This is a genomic window from Arthrobacter sp. MMS24-S77 (assembly GCF_054888235.1).
This window is the reverse complement of the sequence record NZ_JBTZRN010000001.1, coordinates 4132701-4148507: the sequence shown is the minus strand read 5'-3', so window position 1 is coordinate 4148507 and position 15807 is coordinate 4132701. Positions and strand designations below refer to the sequence as shown.

15 protein-coding genes, 1 pseudogene and 2 riboswitches are annotated in these 15807 nt (G+C 62.6%); of the genes and pseudogenes, 4 read left to right on the top strand and 12 right to left on the bottom strand.

Going from position 1 to position 15807, the window contains the following annotated elements; translation table 11 throughout:
• Positions 1-268: 268 nt before the first annotated feature.
• On the bottom strand, positions 269-3688 hold the full coding sequence (locus ACX5I4_RS19110) for a DEAD/DEAH box helicase (protein WP_461838049.1): 3420 nt from the start codon (positions 3686-3688) through the stop codon (positions 269-271).
• Between the two features lie 167 nt (positions 3689-3855).
• Here ACX5I4_RS19110 and ACX5I4_RS19105 point away from each other — a divergent pair, with 167 nt between their 5' ends.
• Positions 3856-4686 carry a DMP19 family protein gene (locus ACX5I4_RS19105; protein ID WP_461838048.1) on the top strand — a complete coding sequence of 277 codons (831 nt, stop codon included), beginning with the start codon at positions 3856-3858 and terminating at the stop codon, positions 4684-4686.
• Positions 4687-4800: 114 nt separating this feature from the next.
• Here the strand turns inward: ACX5I4_RS19105 and ACX5I4_RS19100 are convergent, their stop codons facing one another.
• Positions 4801-5343, bottom strand: coding sequence for a COG4315 family predicted lipoprotein (locus tag ACX5I4_RS19100; protein WP_461838047.1), 543 nt, complete (start codon positions 5341-5343; stop codon positions 4801-4803).
• A gap of 154 nt (positions 5344-5497) precedes the next feature.
• Here ACX5I4_RS19100 and ACX5I4_RS19095 point away from each other — a divergent pair.
• A pseudogene (locus ACX5I4_RS19095) lies at positions 5498-5999 on the top strand (sigma-70 family RNA polymerase sigma factor).
• Positions 5996-6760 (top strand): anti-sigma factor, encoded by a 765-nt coding sequence (locus ACX5I4_RS19090; RefSeq protein WP_461838046.1) that lies wholly within the window; start codon positions 5996-5998, stop codon positions 6758-6760. Before ACX5I4_RS19095 ends, ACX5I4_RS19090 begins: the two are co-directional and overlap by 4 nt.
• A gap of 33 nt (positions 6761-6793) precedes the next feature.
• On the opposite strand, the gene ACX5I4_RS19085 is transcribed toward ACX5I4_RS19090, so the two are convergent.
• The 3 genes from ACX5I4_RS19085 to ACX5I4_RS19075 form a co-directional block, all read right to left on the bottom strand.
• Positions 6794-7345 (bottom strand): methylenetetrahydrofolate reductase, encoded by a 552-nt coding sequence (locus ACX5I4_RS19085; protein ID WP_461838771.1) that lies wholly within the window; start codon positions 7343-7345, stop codon positions 6794-6796.
• A gap of 277 nt (positions 7346-7622) precedes the next feature.
• Positions 7623-8648, bottom strand: coding sequence for a lipoyl synthase (gene lipA / locus ACX5I4_RS19080; protein ID WP_461838045.1), 1026 nt, complete (start codon positions 8646-8648; stop codon positions 7623-7625).
• Positions 8649-8697: 49 nt separating this feature from the next.
• Positions 8698-8803, bottom strand: a riboswitch (glycine riboswitch).
• A gap of 1 nt (position 8804) precedes the next feature.
• A riboswitch (glycine riboswitch) is annotated at positions 8805-8903 on the bottom strand.
• A gap of 141 nt (positions 8904-9044) precedes the next feature.
• Entirely contained in the window at positions 9045-9563 is a 519-nt protein-coding gene (locus tag ACX5I4_RS19075) for a cupin domain-containing protein (protein WP_268020207.1), read from the bottom strand.
• Between the two features lie 198 nt (positions 9564-9761).
• On the opposite strand from ACX5I4_RS19075, the gene ACX5I4_RS19070 reads away from it, so the two are divergent.
• Positions 9762-10307, top strand: a complete 546-nt coding sequence (locus ACX5I4_RS19070; RefSeq protein WP_461838044.1) for a MarR family winged helix-turn-helix transcriptional regulator — start codon at positions 9762-9764, stop codon at positions 10305-10307.
• 49 nt (positions 10308-10356) lie between these two features.
• Here the strand turns inward: ACX5I4_RS19070 and ACX5I4_RS19065 are convergent, their stop codons facing one another.
• The 7 genes from ACX5I4_RS19065 to ACX5I4_RS19035 all read right to left on the bottom strand — a co-directional run bounded on the left by ACX5I4_RS19065 (position 10357) and on the right by ACX5I4_RS19035 (position 15766).
• On the bottom strand, positions 10357-11157 hold the full coding sequence (locus ACX5I4_RS19065; RefSeq protein ID WP_461838043.1) for an aspartate dehydrogenase domain-containing protein: 801 nt from the start codon (positions 11155-11157) through the stop codon (positions 10357-10359).
• Positions 11158-11186: 29 nt separating this feature from the next.
• On the bottom strand, positions 11187-12398 hold the full coding sequence (locus ACX5I4_RS19060) for a Rieske 2Fe-2S domain-containing protein (protein WP_461838042.1): 1212 nt from the start codon (positions 12396-12398) through the stop codon (positions 11187-11189).
• A 3-nt stretch (positions 12399-12401) separates the two neighbouring features.
• Positions 12402-12620 carry a recombinase-like helix-turn-helix domain-containing protein gene (locus ACX5I4_RS19055; protein ID WP_461838041.1) on the bottom strand — a complete coding sequence of 73 codons (219 nt, stop codon included), beginning with the start codon at positions 12618-12620 and terminating at the stop codon, positions 12402-12404.
• Complete coding sequence (locus ACX5I4_RS19050; protein WP_461838040.1) at positions 12613-13227, bottom strand: alpha/beta fold hydrolase; 615 nt, start codon at positions 13225-13227, stop codon at positions 12613-12615. The genes ACX5I4_RS19055 and ACX5I4_RS19050 overlap by 8 nt, the downstream gene beginning before the upstream one ends.
• 16 nt (positions 13228-13243) lie before the next feature.
• Positions 13244-14890, bottom strand: a complete 1647-nt coding sequence (locus tag ACX5I4_RS19045) for a thiamine pyrophosphate-binding protein (RefSeq protein ID WP_461838039.1) — start codon at positions 14888-14890, stop codon at positions 13244-13246.
• Positions 14891-14978: 88 nt separating this feature from the next.
• Complete coding sequence (locus ACX5I4_RS19040; protein ID WP_461838038.1) at positions 14979-15185, bottom strand: SDR family oxidoreductase; 207 nt, start codon at positions 15183-15185, stop codon at positions 14979-14981.
• Positions 15104-15766, bottom strand: a complete 663-nt coding sequence (locus ACX5I4_RS19035; RefSeq protein ID WP_461838037.1) for an SDR family oxidoreductase — start codon at positions 15764-15766, stop codon at positions 15104-15106. The genes ACX5I4_RS19040 and ACX5I4_RS19035 overlap by 82 nt, the downstream gene beginning before the upstream one ends.
• Between the last annotated feature and the right edge of the window lie 41 nt (positions 15767-15807).

Below are 15807 nucleotides of genomic sequence, written 5' to 3'. Positions count from 1 at the left end.
ACTGAAATTTGGCGTCAATGGGCTTTTTGAGGATTTCCTTTAAATTAGGCGATCACGCGAGGGGTGAATGCGCGCCAAGCCGCAGAATAACGCCGCTTGGCATACCAATGAGGAATTTTGGCTCCAGGGTGAGCGCTTCGTAAACTTCGGAAAAGTCATTGCCCTGCGCAGCCCTGATGATCTAGTCTCGATGAGATATGACGATCGTCAGAATTTGAACACATGCTAGCGAAGGGGGGGTGGCCGTTTCTGAGCCGCAGACGCGACCTTACTCAGCGAACAGCCCGGCCAGGTCCTCCGCCGTCAGGGCGCCGCCAGCCAAGGCGTCGCCTTCCATGACATCCGCGAACAGCTGCGACTTCTTGGCCTTGAGCGCCATGACCTTTTCCTCGATGGTGTCCTTGGCCACCAGGCGGTAGACCATCACGTTCCTGGCCTGCCCGATCCGGTGGGTCCGGTCCACCGCTTGTGCCTCAGAGGCCGGGTTCCACCATGGATCCAGCAGGAACACGTAGTCGGCCTCTGTCAGGTTCAGGCCGAAGCCACCGGCTTTCAAGGAGATGAGGAACACGGGCGCTGCGCCGTTCTTGAACTCGCTCACGACGTCGGCCCGGTTCCGGGTGCTGCCGTCGAGGTAGCAGAATTCCGTACCCTCTTCCTCAAGGCGCTGGCGGACCTTGCCCAGGAATCCCGTGAACTGGCTGAAAATGAGCGCCCTGTGCCCTTCGGCGACGATGTCCTCAAGCTGCTCGAACAACACATCCAGCTTGGACGAGCGCACGGCAGAGAGGGACTCATCCACCAGGGAAACGTCCAGGCTCAACTGCCGGAGCAAGGTGAGTGACTGGAAGATGGTGAAGCGGTTTTTGTTGACGTCGTCAATGAGACCAAGGATCTTCTGCCGCTCACGCTGCAAGTGGGTCTGGTACACCTTTTGGTGCCGCGGGTTGAGGACCACTTCCAGCACTTGCTCCTGCTTGGGTGGCAGGTCCTTGATGACCTGCTCTTTGGTGCGGCGCATCATGAGCGGACGGACCCGACGGCGGAGCTTGGCTAACTGGGCTTTGTCGCCGTTCTTTTCGACGGGCTTCTGGTAGTACTCCGCGAAGCGGCGCGGGCTGGAGAACAGTCCCGGCGCCACGATGGAGGTCAGCGCCCAGAATTCCATGAGGTTGTTTTCGAGCGGTGTTCCCGTGATGGCCAGCTTGAACGATGCCGGGAGTTTCCGGGCACACTGGTACGCCTTGGACTGGTGGTTCTTCACGAACTGGGCTTCGTCCAGCATGAGCCCGGCCCACAGCTTGGCGGCATAGGCCTCGTAGTCGATCCGGAACAGCGCGTAGGAAGTAATGACGACGTCGGTCCCGGCCATGGCTTCTTGCGGATCCGCGCCGCTTTTGGCGAAGGTCTCTCCGACGGTCTTTATGCTCAGGCCGGGCGCGAAGCGTTGCACTTCTGCGGCCCAGTTGCCCACGACGCTGGTGGGGGCCACCACCAGAAAAGGAGCGCTGCCGCCGGAACCGGACTCGCCGGAGTCCGCGCCGCCGGCGTCGGATTCAGCCTGCTCCTTCGCCGCGCACATCAAGGCAATCGCCTGCACCGTCTTGCCAAGGCCCATGTCGTCGGCCAGGACCCCGCCCAGGCTGTGACGGTACAGGAAACTCAACCAGTTGAAGCCCTCCAGCTGGTACGGACGCAGCTCAGCGTCAAGCGAGCCCGGCAGCGGCAGCCCGGTCACGCCGTCGTTGAGCAATCCGCCCACGGCCTCGCGCCACGCGGCCGCTTGCTCGTCAACGATCCCCAATTGGGCGAGTTCATCCCAGAGCCCGGCCTGGAAGCGGCTGATCTGCAGGGTGCCGTGCCGGTCCGGGTTGTCTTGCAAGGACCTGGCTTCGTCGATGAGCGCACGGAGTTGGTGCAGCTCGGGCAGGTCGAGGGAGAAGTAGGCGCCGCTGGGCAGCAACATGCGGCTCTGGCCCGCGGCGAGGGCGGAAAACACCGCGGCAAAGGACACCGGTTCGCCCTCGAGGGTGATGACGATACCGAGATCGAACCAATCGCGGCTGTCCGTCGCCTTGGTCGAAATGGAGACAACGGGAGCCTCGGTGGCTTCGCGGTAGTCGGCGATGTCGCCGGAGGTGTCCACGACGACGTCGGGCAGTTCACGGAGCCGGGGGAGGACCTCTTCGGTGAAGGCCAGCGTGTCCAGGCCGTCGAGCTCCACCGAGGACGCCAGCCGCGGGGCTCCCCACCCGCCGCTTGAGGATTCGCCCAGCGCGCCAACCACATCCCAAGGCCGGCCCAGGGTCTCCAGGATCCGGGCTTCCTCGGTGTCGTCGCGGTAGCCGTGATCGTCCGGGTGTCGCCAGAGGGGCTGGGCAGTGACGAGCTTGCCGGCCTTGTAGTGCCACTCCCAGTGGAGCCGCACCCGGTGGTCCGCGCCGTAGTTCGCCAGCAGGGACAGCGTGGGCACGGCGAGGACCGGCAACTCCACGGAATGGTCCGCCGCCGTAACCCGGGTGGACTGCTTGAGCTTCGGATAGAACGCCGTGAGGAATCGTTCTTCGTCCTTGGCCGGAATCTGGAGCCGGGACGCGCCCACGACGAAGTCCAGGAGTTCCTGCGACTCGCCGCCCTCCAGCGGGGCCATCGTGATGAGGTTCTCGGGCGCCGAAACGCCGGGCAGATGGCCCTCGCCAGGACCTGTGAAGAACAAGCCATGCGCCGGGCGGCCGATCAAGCCCAACGTCGCCGGATCAAGGGCGTCCCCGCCCAAGGTCACCGACGGCGCCAGCTGCAGCCCGCCGTCGGGCCGGCCGCTTTCCAGCCGGCTCAGGTCAAGCCCGACGACGGCGGGCTCCGCCGCGATGCGGACAGGTTCAGTCCCGCCGGAGTGGATGAGCGCGACGCCCACTTTCGCGGCTTCGGCCAGCAGGTTCCACAAGTTCTTGCCGGCGAATTCATTGAGCAACATCCACATGCTGGACGTGAGCTGCCGGTAGTCGGTGGTGGAATGCGCGGCAAGGAAGTTCTGCATCCAGTCGATGTGGGCTTCGTTGAATTCGCGCTTGTAGCCGAGGTAGTTCAAGTTGGTCCAGGAGACGTCGCCGCGGATCCACTTGCCCTTGGCTCCCATCATCACCGGGCGGGCCTTGAGCTGGCGCACGCTTCGGAGGGGATCGCGCCGGCCCGTGTAGGAGAAATGCGGGGCGGGCTCTTCCACTTCGAATGCCAGCGCCAAGGGGAGGCCCTGGCCTTGCGGGGCGGTCCCCGGAGTGGCGATGAGCTTGCTGAGGGCCTGTTCCCAGGCCGGTCGCTGCACGGTTGCCCCGGTCTGGGCAGTCTGGCCGAACGCCGGGGCGCTGAGCAGTTGCGCCCGCACGGCAGGATGGTCCTCGGCAGCGAAGAGCAGGGCCGCCACGTGTTTGCAGTCTTTGCGGACCGGGCAGCTGCACACCCCCACGGTGCAGCTCCAGCCTCCGGGTTTGCGGACCAGTTTGGCGGACGTCGAATACGCTGCTGGGCCACTGCCCCGGACCTTGCCCATCATCAAACCCGTGGCGGAGTCGAAAGTGATGCCACTGACCCGGCTTCCCATGGCATAGGCGAGGCCGGCCGCCAAGGAGCGGTCGTTAATGGCGGGTGTCTGAATCGCCAGTTCCCAGGAGTCGTCTGAGTGGGAAGGCATTCGTTTGGGCTACTTTCGGCAGGAGGCTATCTATGAATCCTAGCCAGCCGGGACCGGCCCTGAAACTTTGCCGGACGTTCACCTCGGCCTAGCCTGCCCGGCTGCTGCCCCCGCGTACGTTGAAAGGGTCCGGAGCAGCACAAGCTTCCCAGCAGTGAGGAAATCCCATGACCAGCAATGAGAACCCCGTCATTCTGACGAAGGACAGCATCGAGGCCGCCAACGCAGACGTTGTGGACGCGAACGTCACCGTGGTCAACGAGATGTACGAGGAGCTCCTCAACCATGAGGAAATCGCTACCAACGCGCTGCGCAGCTACTTTGTGGACTACTACCTGACGCAAGCACTCGCAGGCGGCTTTGCCCAGTACGTGTTCACCGTCCCGGAGCGCGAAGAGGTGGATGCGTTTGTCCGCGAAGGCCTCGAAGGTATGGGGGCCACCGGCCACCTTGAGCTGTTCAACCGCACCGCAGCAGCCTTCGACGCCCTGTCCGAGGACGACGCCGAGGCCTACCTTGACGGCGACCTTGACGAGTCGGAGGAGGCTCCGGAAGCAGTTGCCGAACTCGAAGCGCTCGACGGCGAATTCGAATCCCTCCTCGAGACCGAGGACATCATCGAACTCAACGCAGCATGGCTCCGTAGCCAGGATGGCGTCCTCTACCTGGACGAAGAGCAGCTCAAGGCTCACATCGCCGAGCGCGTTGCCCTCATTCCGAACCTCGAGGAGCGCCAGGCCGAGGCCGCCGAAGCCGAGCTCGAAAATGCCCCTGAATTCGAGCTCATCATCCGTGAACTGTGCGACGTTGCCGGCTACCAGCTGGAAAAGATCACCATGGGCGATCCCAACTACGAGCACGACGGCGAGACGATCCTCGCCTGGCACTTCGCCACGGACCACGGCAACTACATCATGATCGAAGAGGATGACGAAGCCTTCATGATCCACCCGGAGACGAAGGAAATCATCGCGGCCGTCGAGTTCGAAGACGCCTAAGACGCTCGCTCACCTTTGGGGCCTCCAAGGCGAACGCTCCTTCAGATCTGCCGGCCTGACCGGACAGATCTGAAGGAGCGTTTGCTGTTTGGTGCTCAAAGGTGAGCGAGGGTTTCAGTAGGCCATTCCGCTTGCTGTCACCATGGAGCCGGACGGGCTGACCAAGGTCCAGACACCGCCCACGCCCTGGCCCTTGATGTCGCCGGCGGCTTTGTCTTGCCCGAAGAAGTAGATGGGCATGCCGTTGATGGTGATCTGCATCTTGCCGTCTGCCGTGGGGATGGTGCCGAGGGTTCCACTCACGTCCTCGGCAGTCGGCGTGCTCGACGTCGTTGTCACGGCCGGCCACGACGTGGCGCAGCCTCCGGTGCAGGCGCTCTTGCCCGAATCCTTGACGTCCTTGGTGAAGAAGTACACGCTCCTGCCGTTCGCGGCCACCACAATCTGGCCGGCGCTCGACGTCGCGGTCTCCAGGTCATAAGCAGCGGCGGAAGCGCTCGACGACGGTGCCGGACTCGTCGCCGTCGGGCTCGGCGCTGCGGCACTTGAGCTCGCCGGGCTTGAGGAAGTTGTAGAAGTCCCCGGGCTGCCTCCGCAGGCACTCAGGACAATGGCCAGTGCGAGGACGCCCAGACCGGTGCCGAGTTGCTTCTTCATGGCGTGCTCCTTTGCTTGGACCGGCCGTCGACGTACCGGAAACTAACCCGTACGACGACGTGAGGTGAAGAATGGTTCAAAGGGCTGAACCATTTTCGTGTCGGGCACGTCGTATCGCAGGAGAAGGGGAAGCCGCAGCAGACAGGAGGCGCCGATGCCGCTCGACGAGGATGTCGTGGCCGCGATCTACCGCGACCACGGCACAGCCCTGCGCCGCTTCGTGCTGAGCTGCACGCCGGACGCACATCTCGGCTGAAGACGTGGTGCAGGAAACCATTCTTCGGGTATGGCAGCACGCCCCCCAGATCACCGGGAGCCTGCGCAGCTATTTGTTCCGCACGGCCCGCAACGTCATTATCGACAATTATCGGAAGGCCCAGCGGCGGCCGGCCGAGGCTGCCGAACGCGACATAGCGGACCCGGAGGAAGCCACCGAACGCGTTGACGAGCTCCTCAACCGGGTCCTCATGGAAGAAGCCCTCCTGCGGCTAAGCACCGAGCACCGGGAGGTCCTAATAGCCCTGCATTATGAAGGTTTCACGGTGAACGAGGCCGCGCTGAGGCTCAACATCCCCGGCGGAACCGTGAAATCCCGGGCCTTCTACGCCGTCAGGGCGCTTCGCACGATTTTGGACGAAATGGGGGTGCAGCGGTGAACGAAACCGGACTTCACCAATTACTGGGCGCCTACCTGCTTGGCGGCTTGGAGCCTGACGAGGCCAGGGCCTTCGAGGAGCACCTGGAAACCTGCGCTGATTGTCGGCGTGAGCTAGGCGAGCTGGAAAGCCTCCCGGCCCTCCTTGACGCTGTCCCCGTGCCCGACGCCGTCGCGCTCACTGCCGGGCGCCCCGCCGTCGAGCGCCCTGCCGTGGCGCAATCCGCCGCGCAATCCGCGGCCGGACGCCTCGCCGAGCGTCCCGCCGTCGAGTCCACTTCCGACGCTCGCTCACTTTTGGGACCCTTTTCAGAAACGCTCCCGCAGCCGATCCTCCTGAAAATGGCAGCGCGACGACGGAAATCCCGACGGCGGTGGACGTCTCTGGTGAGTGCCGTGGCCGCGGCGTGCCTCGGGCTGGGAGTCCTGGCCGGGCCGCTGCTGAACCAGCCGCCCAAGCCTGACGCCAGCTACTCCGTGCAAACGGACAATGGCCTGCAACTCACCGTGGGGCTCGTCAGGAAATCGTGGGGCACCGAGCTGCAGCTCGAAGGCCACAGCATGCCGCTGCAAGGCACCATGTACCTGTGGGTCAAAGGCCGCGACGGCAACGAGGAATTGGCGTGCGGTTGGGCCGCGACGTCCAGTGGACACATCAAGGTGACGGGCGCGACGCCGGTCCAGCTCGCCGGGATCTCGGGCGTGGAACTGCGGGACGACGCCCAGAGGACGGTCGCGGTAATTTCGGTCCCGGGGAGCTAGGGGTCCCCGGAGCCGGTGGTGATTGTCCGCCGGCTACGCGGATGCCGGTTCGTTGGCCGTAGGCTCGCGCAGGTCCATTGCTTGCCACGTGGGCTTATCGAGCCTATTGAAGCTGTAGAGATGGATTCCCGAGACACTCTCTGGGTGCGCCACGAGTTCGGCGACAAGGCTCTCCGGTGAGTACTTGTCGCCGCTCAGGAGCCGACGGGCGAGAGTTCCCTTGCTGCTGAGGAACTTCAGGGACGTCCCCACACCGATTTGGGTTGCCAGGGCCAACAGTTTGGTCCGGGGAACGGCCCCGGCCACTCCGGCCCACACCGGAAGCTCGACGCCTTCCCGGCGCAGGAGTGTTGCGTAGTCGAGGATCTTCGGGGCGGAGAAGCACATCTGCGTGACAACGTGCGTGGCCAGGTGCTGTTTGGCCAACAGGGCATCCAAGAGGTCCAGCCCGCCCACGGAAGGATGACCTTCGGGATAGCCGGCGATGCCCGCGGAGATCCTGCCTCCCGAGTACTCGGCGATGTCCTCCAAGAGGTGGAGGCACGATTCGTAGGGGCCAGCACCCCGCGGTCCGTCCCCACCAATGGCGAAGACCTCGGTGATCCCTGCAGCTTCGCAGTCCCGGAGGATTCCGGAAAGCTGCCCCGGTCCTCCAGCCCGCGTGCCGACAGGTGCGGGATCACGTTGTAGCCAAGGAGGCTGAGCTTGAGGGAGGCCTCCATGGTTCGCGTGATGCCGTGATGGGGCAAACAGGTAACGGTGAGCGTTGTGGATACAGGCACCGTGGCCTGGACCTTCTCGACGATTCCGTCCGAGGGAATGATTTCAATCCGCGTGGGGAGCATGCTGGGGTCCTTACGGATCAGGCCGTCGCGTGGTGTGCGAGGAGGGTGCTGGCTTCCTGGCGGGTGGTGCCGGAGTCCTGGATGCCGTCGGCGATGTGGGCCAGGTGGGCGGGGATGTCGCGGCCTTTCTTGCGCATCGCGGTGGCCCAGAGGCGTCCGGCGCGGTAGGAGGAGCGGACCAGGGGTCCGGACATGACGCCGAGGAAGCCGATCTCCTCGGCCTCGTGCTGCAGGTCCACGAATTCCTGGGGTTTGACCCAGCGGTCCACGGGCAGGTGCCGTTCGGAGGGTCGCAGGTACTGGGTGATGGTGATCAGGTCACAGCCCGCGGCGTGCAGGTCGGCCAGGGCTTCGGAGATCTCGGCCCGGGTTTCGCCCATGCCCAGGATCAGGTTGGACTTGGTGACCATGCCCAGGTTGCGGCCCTGGGTGATGACGTCCAGGGAGCGGTCGTAGCGGAACGCGGGGCGGATGCGCTTGAAGATCCGGGGCACGGTCTCGACGTTGTGCGCGAAGACCTCGGGGGCGGAGTCGCAGATCGCATTGATGTGTTCGGGTTTGCCGGAGAAGTCCGGGATGAGCAGTTCCACGCCGGTGCCGGGGTTCAGTTCGTGGATCTTGCGGACGGTTTCGGCGTAGAGCCAGACGCCTTCGTCTTCGAGGTCGTCCCGGGCCACGCCGGTCACGGTGGCGTAGCGCAGGGCCATGGCCTGGACGGAGCGGGCGACCTTGGTGGGTTCGAAGCGGTCCACGGGGGAGGGCTTGCCGGTGTCGATCTGGCAGAAGTCGCAGCGGCGGGTGCATTCGGAGCCGCCGATCAGGAAGGTCGCTTCCTTGTCTTCCCAGCACTCGAAGATGTTCGGGCAGCCGGCTTCCTCGCAGACGGTGTGCAGGCCTTCCTTTTTCACGAGGTTCTTCAGGCCCACGAATTCCGGGCCCATCTGGACCTTGGCCTTGATCCACTCGGGCTTGCGTTCGACCGGGACGGCTTTGTTGCGCTGTTCAACGCGCAGCAGCTTACGGCCTTCAGGTGCCAGGGTCATGAGGAACTCCATAATTCAGGTGGCGCGGACGCACCACGATGATTCGGTTCCTCCCCGCTCTGTATTGGACCTGAGAGTTTCCGCGCCACCCGCCTTCGCGGCTGGACGCTTGCACCGTCGGTGAGTCCGGTTGCCCGGGCTGCTTTCCAGAGTTGCCTTGCCGCGGCGGTACATGGGCCTGAGAGATTCCTGGGGAGGATTTGCTCCTACGGCGCCTGCTGAAACGTACCGGCAGGGCTCTCCCGCCGCAGATCATAAGCACGTGCCACCCTTCGGTGACACGTCTCACATGGTATCCGGTGCCTGTGCGGCACGCAAAGGGTGGTTAGTGAAACCGGACCTCCGGAAGCGCGGGTACCAGCTTGAGCTGGTACCCGCGCTTCTCGGAGCACATTTCTAGCGAGTGACTCCGTGCATCTCGGAGGTCGGCGGGTAGAAGGGAATCTCCGGCTTTTTCGCACCGATGATTACGCAGATCAGCGCATCATCTTCGCTGACAGTGCGAAGGCTCCGGGGAACGCCTGCAGGAACACGAATCAGGTCGCGGTAACCCAAAACACGACTGGCCGTCTTTGTACCGTCCTCGACATCGTGGACGCTGAACTCCACCTGCCCCTCGAGGACAAAGAACACCTCTTCGACGTCAGGGTGAGTGTGCTCCGGTCCTACGCACCCGGCCGGTAGAACCATGTTAGAGAACGTGAAGTGCTCGGCCTGGAGGATGTTGTTATCGTCCGAGTGGTCCCCGGTAGCTCCGGAGCCGATGTAGCGGACTTGGCCACGCCGGAATTTGTCTCCCATTTTTGTCTGGAACTTCAGAGTGTCAAAGTCAACGACACGGCTCTCACGGGACGCGATAGACGAATCGATGAGCTCTTCCAGATCTGTTGTCGGTGCACTTACGGTTTCACTCATTGTTAAACCTCTCTGACTGGGGCGATGTAAACCAAAAATTGGCAGCAAAGCTCAGGAGCGACTCCCTCAACTCTAACTATCTCAACACTAAGGTAACTTGAACTAAGTAACAAGACCTTGAGTGGAACTAGACTGAGTTAATTGATTGCCGAAAAGCTCAATGTTTAGATGCATCACCTACATCGAAAGGACGGGGCCATGCCTGACGATTCAACTGAAGCCGACGCCATTGACCGCATTCTGGCGGATTGGCTACGTGAACGGCCGGACTTGGATGCGAGCTCAATTGGCGTCCTCGGGCGGCTCTTGCGGCTGGCCAATCAGGTCCGCGCTGTCGAAAGTTCCTACTTTGATGCGTACGGTCTGACACTTGCGTCCTTCGACGTCCTGGCCAATCTGCGCCGCTCCGGGCCACCGCACCGGAAGACTGCTGGCGAGCTCGCGACCTCCTCCATGCTCACGACCGGTGGTATTACTTTCCGGTTGGACAGGATGGAGGAGCAGAACCTCATCGAGAGAGTTCGGACCCGCGAAGACCGTCGGGTTGTCTACGCCCAGCTGACCGCACATGGTAAGGCTGTTATCGATGAGGCATTTGGAAGGCATCTAGACAAGCAACGTCAAATGTTGAGCGGTCTGACACCATCGGAGCTCGATCAACTCGCAGCGCTATTGAAGAAGGCAGAGGCATCGGTAGTCGCATTTGATGTAAATGCGATGGAAGCGGTTGACCGAGGCTCCTGAACGCTTACTGCCCGATGCGGGAGGCTGTAGTTCGAGGCGGTTCCTGCACTCATATCAGTCCACCTCGGCCACCGATAATAGAGTCCAGAGATCGTAGTACGGCAAACGGTACTACACCGCTTGTCCTCGGATTGTCCTCAGAAGGCTTGTTGCGGATTTCGAACCGGTATTCCCCCATGTTTCCAGAAGCTTCGATGACGTGGCTGGTCAGTTCCGCTGCGGGGTCTGCCCTTACTTTGACCGTCACAACGTCCCAGTTGTTAACAGCGATGGCAACGGCTGCGCCAGCGTTTAGGGACTTGGGGAACAACAGCGCGGCCTCAGCGGCCGATCCTTCATAAATGTCCAGTGGGCCACGAGCATTGCGTATCTCTTCAACCAAAGCCTCGTTCATCCAGGGCTGGACAAGGGAGCCCGGCAGTTTCGTCGTCGTAATCGTGACTCTGTCATAGCCTGCCGCACGGGCGCCTGAGGACAAAAGGTCGAGGCCGCCAACTGCGCCAGAAGTCAGGAAGAGCCGCCCCGGCCCGGCGGTGTTGAGGTGATTTGAGAATTCTCTATCCGCCAGGGCACCAACCGACGTCACGAGCAGGTCAACACCCGCCCGGAGCACAACCTCGGCGTGTTCGACGAGTGCTTCCTGACCTGCGCATTCAACCAGCAAGTCGCAGCATTCGAGAGCCTCCGTCAGGTCCAGCTGCTTCACCGGAGCATTACTTAGCAGGCTCCGGGAGATGACCCCTTCCAAGACAGCCCCTGCGACCCGTCCCTCATTAATCCCAGCAACGACGGGTACACCGATGGCGCCGTAACCGATAACTCCGACCCGGCAGGTGCGTGCTGACTTCATAGTGTCCTTCAAGTATTGAGAGTGGGCAGTTAGTTCCGCTCGCACTCTGAACTACCGGTGCTTGCACGCGCTCTACAGCGCCTTAGCGGGAGAGGAGGTTGGTGGCCTCCGAAAGTCGGATTGCCATTTACATTCCGACTTTCGGAGGCGCTATTAAGGCCTTCCCCTCTGAGGACGGCGGCCTGCTTTTCAGCGTCGGCTTCGTATACACGCCTGATCCGTGCGACGCCGAGATCATGCTGGTAGAGGTGTTCGTCTTTGTCAGCGTCGGCCGCGAGTGCTTCGAGGACTTCTCGGTCCTGTTCCAAGACTGCCCAGTGTTTTTCTTCAAGGGTCGTCTTGTACATGAACCGCCAGACGTCGCGCTCCCAGTCGGAGACTGTGCGGGTGCGCCAATGGAAAATGGCCGAGTTATTTGCATCAATGGGAGTGGCCATGCCGACGATGCCAAAAGTCCCGCCGGGTCCTGCGGACTCGGCATAGGGGATTTCCAGATCGACGTAGTCCATGGCTTCGCGGCAGTATTCGACCCAGTCGAAGTTCACGCCGCGCTGGTCCGTCTTCTCAAAGAAGAAGCCACGGTCGGTTTCGCGGATGCGGAAACGGGCGCTGGTGTCTCCGCCGAACATTGAGTGTGAGTCGCGGTGAAGAAAAGCGCCGTGCATCGGATCCAGGACGTTGTCCATGTAGAAACGCCAGGGCCCCTTCCATTCCGCGAAGTTCGAGAACCAGGATATTTCCGGATTGGCCAAGCGGTCCGGCAGCTTGAACTCCGTTACCTCGGAGTCAGTTGTCAGTGGCATGAACGCAAAGATGGTATCGGCTGCTTCTGCAACTGCCAGCGACGTCGTGACGGTTCGGCCTTCGAGGGCACATCCGGGCATGCCAGGAACGGAAATTACCGTACCGTTTCCATCGACCTGTACCCCGTGATATTTGCAGGCTACGCGGTCTCCGAGGTGCTGACCGACGGAGAGGGGGGCGCTGCGGTGGGGGCAGCGGTCCTCGAGCATGCAGATACGTCCGGTGGCGTCGCGGAACAGCAGCCAGTCCACGCCCAGGCGCTTGACCTTGACCATGTCCCCGACCCCGACGAAGCGGGAGGGGTAGATCGGGTACCAGCGGTCCCGCAGGCCCATCGCTGCCAGTTCCTTGGCATCGACTTCGTGGCGGACGCCGACGACGTTTTTTGTCTTGCTCTTGCCGGCGGCGGGGCGTGCGGTTTGTGTTGTTGTTGTCATTTCTTATTCTCCCAGTCGTCGCATTTCGGCGCGGAAACGGGCTTCGTCCCACGGGCTGCCATCCGGAGCATTCAGGCCGAGGCCGTTCAAACCTGCAACCACTCCCGGCAGATCTTTTGTGCCGTCAGCGAAGATCTCGCTGAGTGCCCCGGCGAGTTTCTTCTCGTAGGGAGTCACACGCCCGGTGCGGGCCTGATTCGGTTCTAGGTACTGTTCAGCCACGGGAATCCTCCTCTGATTCGGCGAAGGTGTGCAGGCCTTCGGCGATGTTCATGAATGATGTGGCCCACTCGTTGAAAGAGTCAGCCCTTGTTCGGTGTGCGGGGACGGCGGTATTTTCGATAATGACGAAGACCCCATTGTCGATGCCGCCGGCAATGCTCTGGGGCTCGGCGATGTCGGTGTCTGCCTGCGGCGCGGCGGCGATAACCAGCGATGGGGCTTGAACGAGCTGGAGCGAATGGGCATACCCCTCGACGGAGGTATCAACCTCCGGGTCACCGAGAATCATGCTTTTGACCAGCTCGGGATAACGGCCGGCGAGCACGATCGTGCCGTAGACGGCACGGCCGGAAGTCACTAGGTGCACCGGGGTGACCCCGCCGTCCCGCAGCGCTGCCGCAGCAGCTGTGACCCATCCTTCAAGCTGGTCTTCTGGGACGGTGGCACCCAGATGGGCGCCACCCCAGGTTTGGGCATCGTAGGCGGCCACCTGCCGTGTGTACCATTCCCCGGCTCCGGAGCCGTTGTGGAGACAGACGACCCGGTGCCGGATCCGCCGTGTGTCCGCTTGTGGACTGTCCAGAGTTGGTGGTTCTGTGTGTGCCATTTTTCCTCTTCGTCCTTTAGTGGTTCCGGCTGGGGATATGCACCGGCGGCACAAACGCTCCCGGGGCTGGGTCCAGGGCCGTGACGTCAATTTCGATTACCGCCGGTCCTCGGACTGCCAGCGCTTCCGCCAGCGCCTGGTCGAACTGTCCGGAACCACGGACCCGCCAGAACGGCAGGTGAAGTGATTGGGCCAACAGATCGAAGTCCGGTGTGTGAAGGTTCACGCCGGCTTCGGCGAAGCCGTTGGCCTTTTGCATGTTCCGAAGGACTCCGTAGCCACTGTCATTGAAGACCAGGGCTACGCACCAGGCACCCGAACCTGCTAGGGAGGCGAGCTCACCGAGGTGGACCGCCAGTCCGCCGTCGCCGACGATCACCGCTGTGGGGATCCCGGGCCGGGCGCAGGCGGCGCCGATGCCCATGGCGAGTCCCTGACCGATCCCGCCGCCGAGCGGGAAAATGTTCGTTTCCCGAGAGTAGATTTCCAGCAGGCGGTTGCCCCATTGGCTGGAGGGGATCGTCACGTCCCGGGCGATCACTGATTCGCGGTCAAGCCGCCGGCGAAGGCTTTCGCAGATCTCGGCATACCCGCCGATGTATTCGGTCAGGGCGGCACGGACGTTGCGGCGCGTCGCGCGCACCCGCTCGGTCCAGCCCGTCTCGACGCCGGGGGCGGAGAGTTTCCCGACGATCTGCTCGAGCAAGATCCGGGAATCCCCCTCCAGCCCGACATTGGCCGGGTAGACGCGGCCGATGGCGGCAGGATCAATGTCAAGCTGGATGTGCGTGCTGGGCAGTGCCATAGAGTAGTGCTTCGTTTCGTTGGAACGGAAATGCGTTCCAACACTCAGCAGCACGTCCGCGTCTTCGAGGAGTGCCAGCGCCTCGGGTGTGGTTGCGAAGTTTCCGATTACCTGATCGTCGTCTTCGGGCACCACCCCTCTGCCTGAATTGCTGGTCAGCAACCCGGCCCCGAGGCGGTGCAGCAGCTCTGCGAGGGCCGTACCAGCACCTGCGGCCCCGCCACCTGCCCAGATGAGGGGCCTCTTGGCCTGCGAGAGCAGTTCGACGGCTTCGGCCACGGCTTCCTGGGCGATGGAGGCTTCAGGCCGGCTGGGTGGGTCCGCTGGTCGCTGGTCCTCTGGCAGGGCCAGGTACTGAAGGTCAATGGGCCATTCCAGGCTGGACGGAGTATGCGGGACGGACAGCAGGTGCGAAATAGCTTCCTCCAGGTCCGCTTCGGCATCTTTGGCGTTGAAAATGGTCCGTGCGTAGCCCGATACTGCCTGAAGCATTTGCAGCTGGCGCGGGACCTCATGGATCACTCCCCGGTTGCTTCCGAGGAATTCACTGTCAATCTGGCCGGTGATGTGTAGCACGCGGCTGCCTGCAGTCAGTGCCTCCACCATGGACCCGGCAGCGTTGCCGGCACCTGTCCCGGTGCTGGTCAGGGCAACTCCGAACTTGCCCGAAGCGCGCGCGTATGCATCCGCCGCATTCACGGCCGCAGCTTCATGGCGGACGGCGACGAAGTTAAGTTCCCGGTCCACGGCCTCGATCAGGGGAAGATTGTGGATGCTGATCACCCCGAAAGCGGTGTCAATGCCATGCCTGCGCATGACACGGACGAGGATGTCACCGCCGGTAGGGTTTTGGGGCATTTTCGTTCCTTGTTCCATGGATATGACTCATCTCTTTCGTAGATCAAGGCTGGGCAGGCGATTCAATGTGAGCCAGATGGCAGGCGCCTTACACATAGCGGCCAACACCGCCGCCGACATCGATCGTGGCTCCTGTTGTATAGCCGCTTAGCGGGGATAGAAGGGTGAGAATGTGGAAGGCGACTTCTTCAGCTGTGCCGAAGCGGCCCAGTTTTACCCCCGGTCTTTGGTGATCTCGGCGCTCCAGTCCGCGAAGTCCAGCCCGCTGCCTGATTGCTCGAATCGACGGCGCCACTGGCCGGTGTCGATCAATCCGAGCAGCACTGAGTTGACCCGGGTACCGTCCGCGGCGAGGTCTTCAGACAGTGAGTGGCTCAGGTTCAACAACCCGGCACGCGCGGCCGAAGTAGCGGCCAGGCGCAGCTCAGGCTGGCGGGACAGGATGGCATTGACGTTAACCACTGAGCCGTGCGGTGACGCTGCCAGGGCAGCCCGCGCCGAGCGCACCATGTTCAACACCCCGAAAATCTTGAGGTCGAATTCTTCGCGGAACTGCTCGTCAGCCGTCTCATCCAACGTGGCCATAAGGGAACGGCCGGCATTGCACACCAGCCCATCAACAGCTCCGAAGTTCTCCAACGTCCCGGCAACAAATGCGTCGGTGGCTTTGCGGTCGGTGACGTCGCAGCTGGCCAGGTAGATCGAGTCCCTATCAGTCCAGACACACTGATCGAAAGCTGCCGCGAGTCGCCCGGCGTCACGGGCGCAAGCAGCTACTTTGGCGCCTTCTGCGAGCAGGTAACGGGCGGTAGCCAGCCCGACCCCGGAACTCGCTCCTGTCACAACGAAGGTGCGGTTCTCCAATTGCAGATCCATCTGTTGGCCTCCTTGATCATCAGCCGGTGCCCGGCATCGTT

What these genes read in the sequence shown, in the direction of transcription:
- ACX5I4_RS19110 (WP_461838049.1), bottom strand. Translation starts at nt 3,688, where the DNA reads ATGCCTTCCCACTCAGACGACTCCTGGGAACTGGCGATTCAGACACCC.
- ACX5I4_RS19105 (WP_461838048.1), top strand. Translation starts at nt 3,856, where the DNA reads ATGACCAGCAATGAGAACCCCGTCATTCTGACGAAGGACAGCATCGAG.
- ACX5I4_RS19100 (WP_461838047.1), bottom strand. Translation starts at nt 5,343, where the DNA reads ATGAAGAAGCAACTCGGCACCGGTCTGGGCGTCCTCGCACTGGCCATT.
- lipA (WP_461838045.1), bottom strand. Translation starts at nt 8,648, where the DNA reads ATGACCCTGGCACCTGAAGGCCGTAAGCTGCTGCGCGTTGAACAGCGC.
- ACX5I4_RS19075 (WP_268020207.1), bottom strand. Translation starts at nt 9,563, where the DNA reads ATGAGTGAAACCGTAAGTGCACCGACAACAGATCTGGAAGAGCTCATC.
- ACX5I4_RS19070 (WP_461838044.1), top strand. Translation starts at nt 9,762, where the DNA reads ATGCCTGACGATTCAACTGAAGCCGACGCCATTGACCGCATTCTGGCG.
- ACX5I4_RS19065 (WP_461838043.1), bottom strand. Translation starts at nt 11,157, where the DNA reads ATGAAGTCAGCACGCACCTGCCGGGTCGGAGTTATCGGTTACGGCGCC.
- ACX5I4_RS19060 (WP_461838042.1), bottom strand. Translation starts at nt 12,398, where the DNA reads ATGACAACAACAACACAAACCGCACGCCCCGCCGCCGGCAAGAGCAAG.
- ACX5I4_RS19050 (WP_461838040.1), bottom strand. Translation starts at nt 13,227, where the DNA reads ATGGCACACACAGAACCACCAACTCTGGACAGTCCACAAGCGGACACA.
- ACX5I4_RS19045 (WP_461838039.1), bottom strand. Translation starts at nt 14,890, where the DNA reads ATGCCCCAAAACCCTACCGGCGGTGACATCCTCGTCCGTGTCATGCGC.
- ACX5I4_RS19035 (WP_461838037.1), bottom strand. Translation starts at nt 15,766, where the DNA reads ATGGATCTGCAATTGGAGAACCGCACCTTCGTTGTGACAGGAGCGAGT.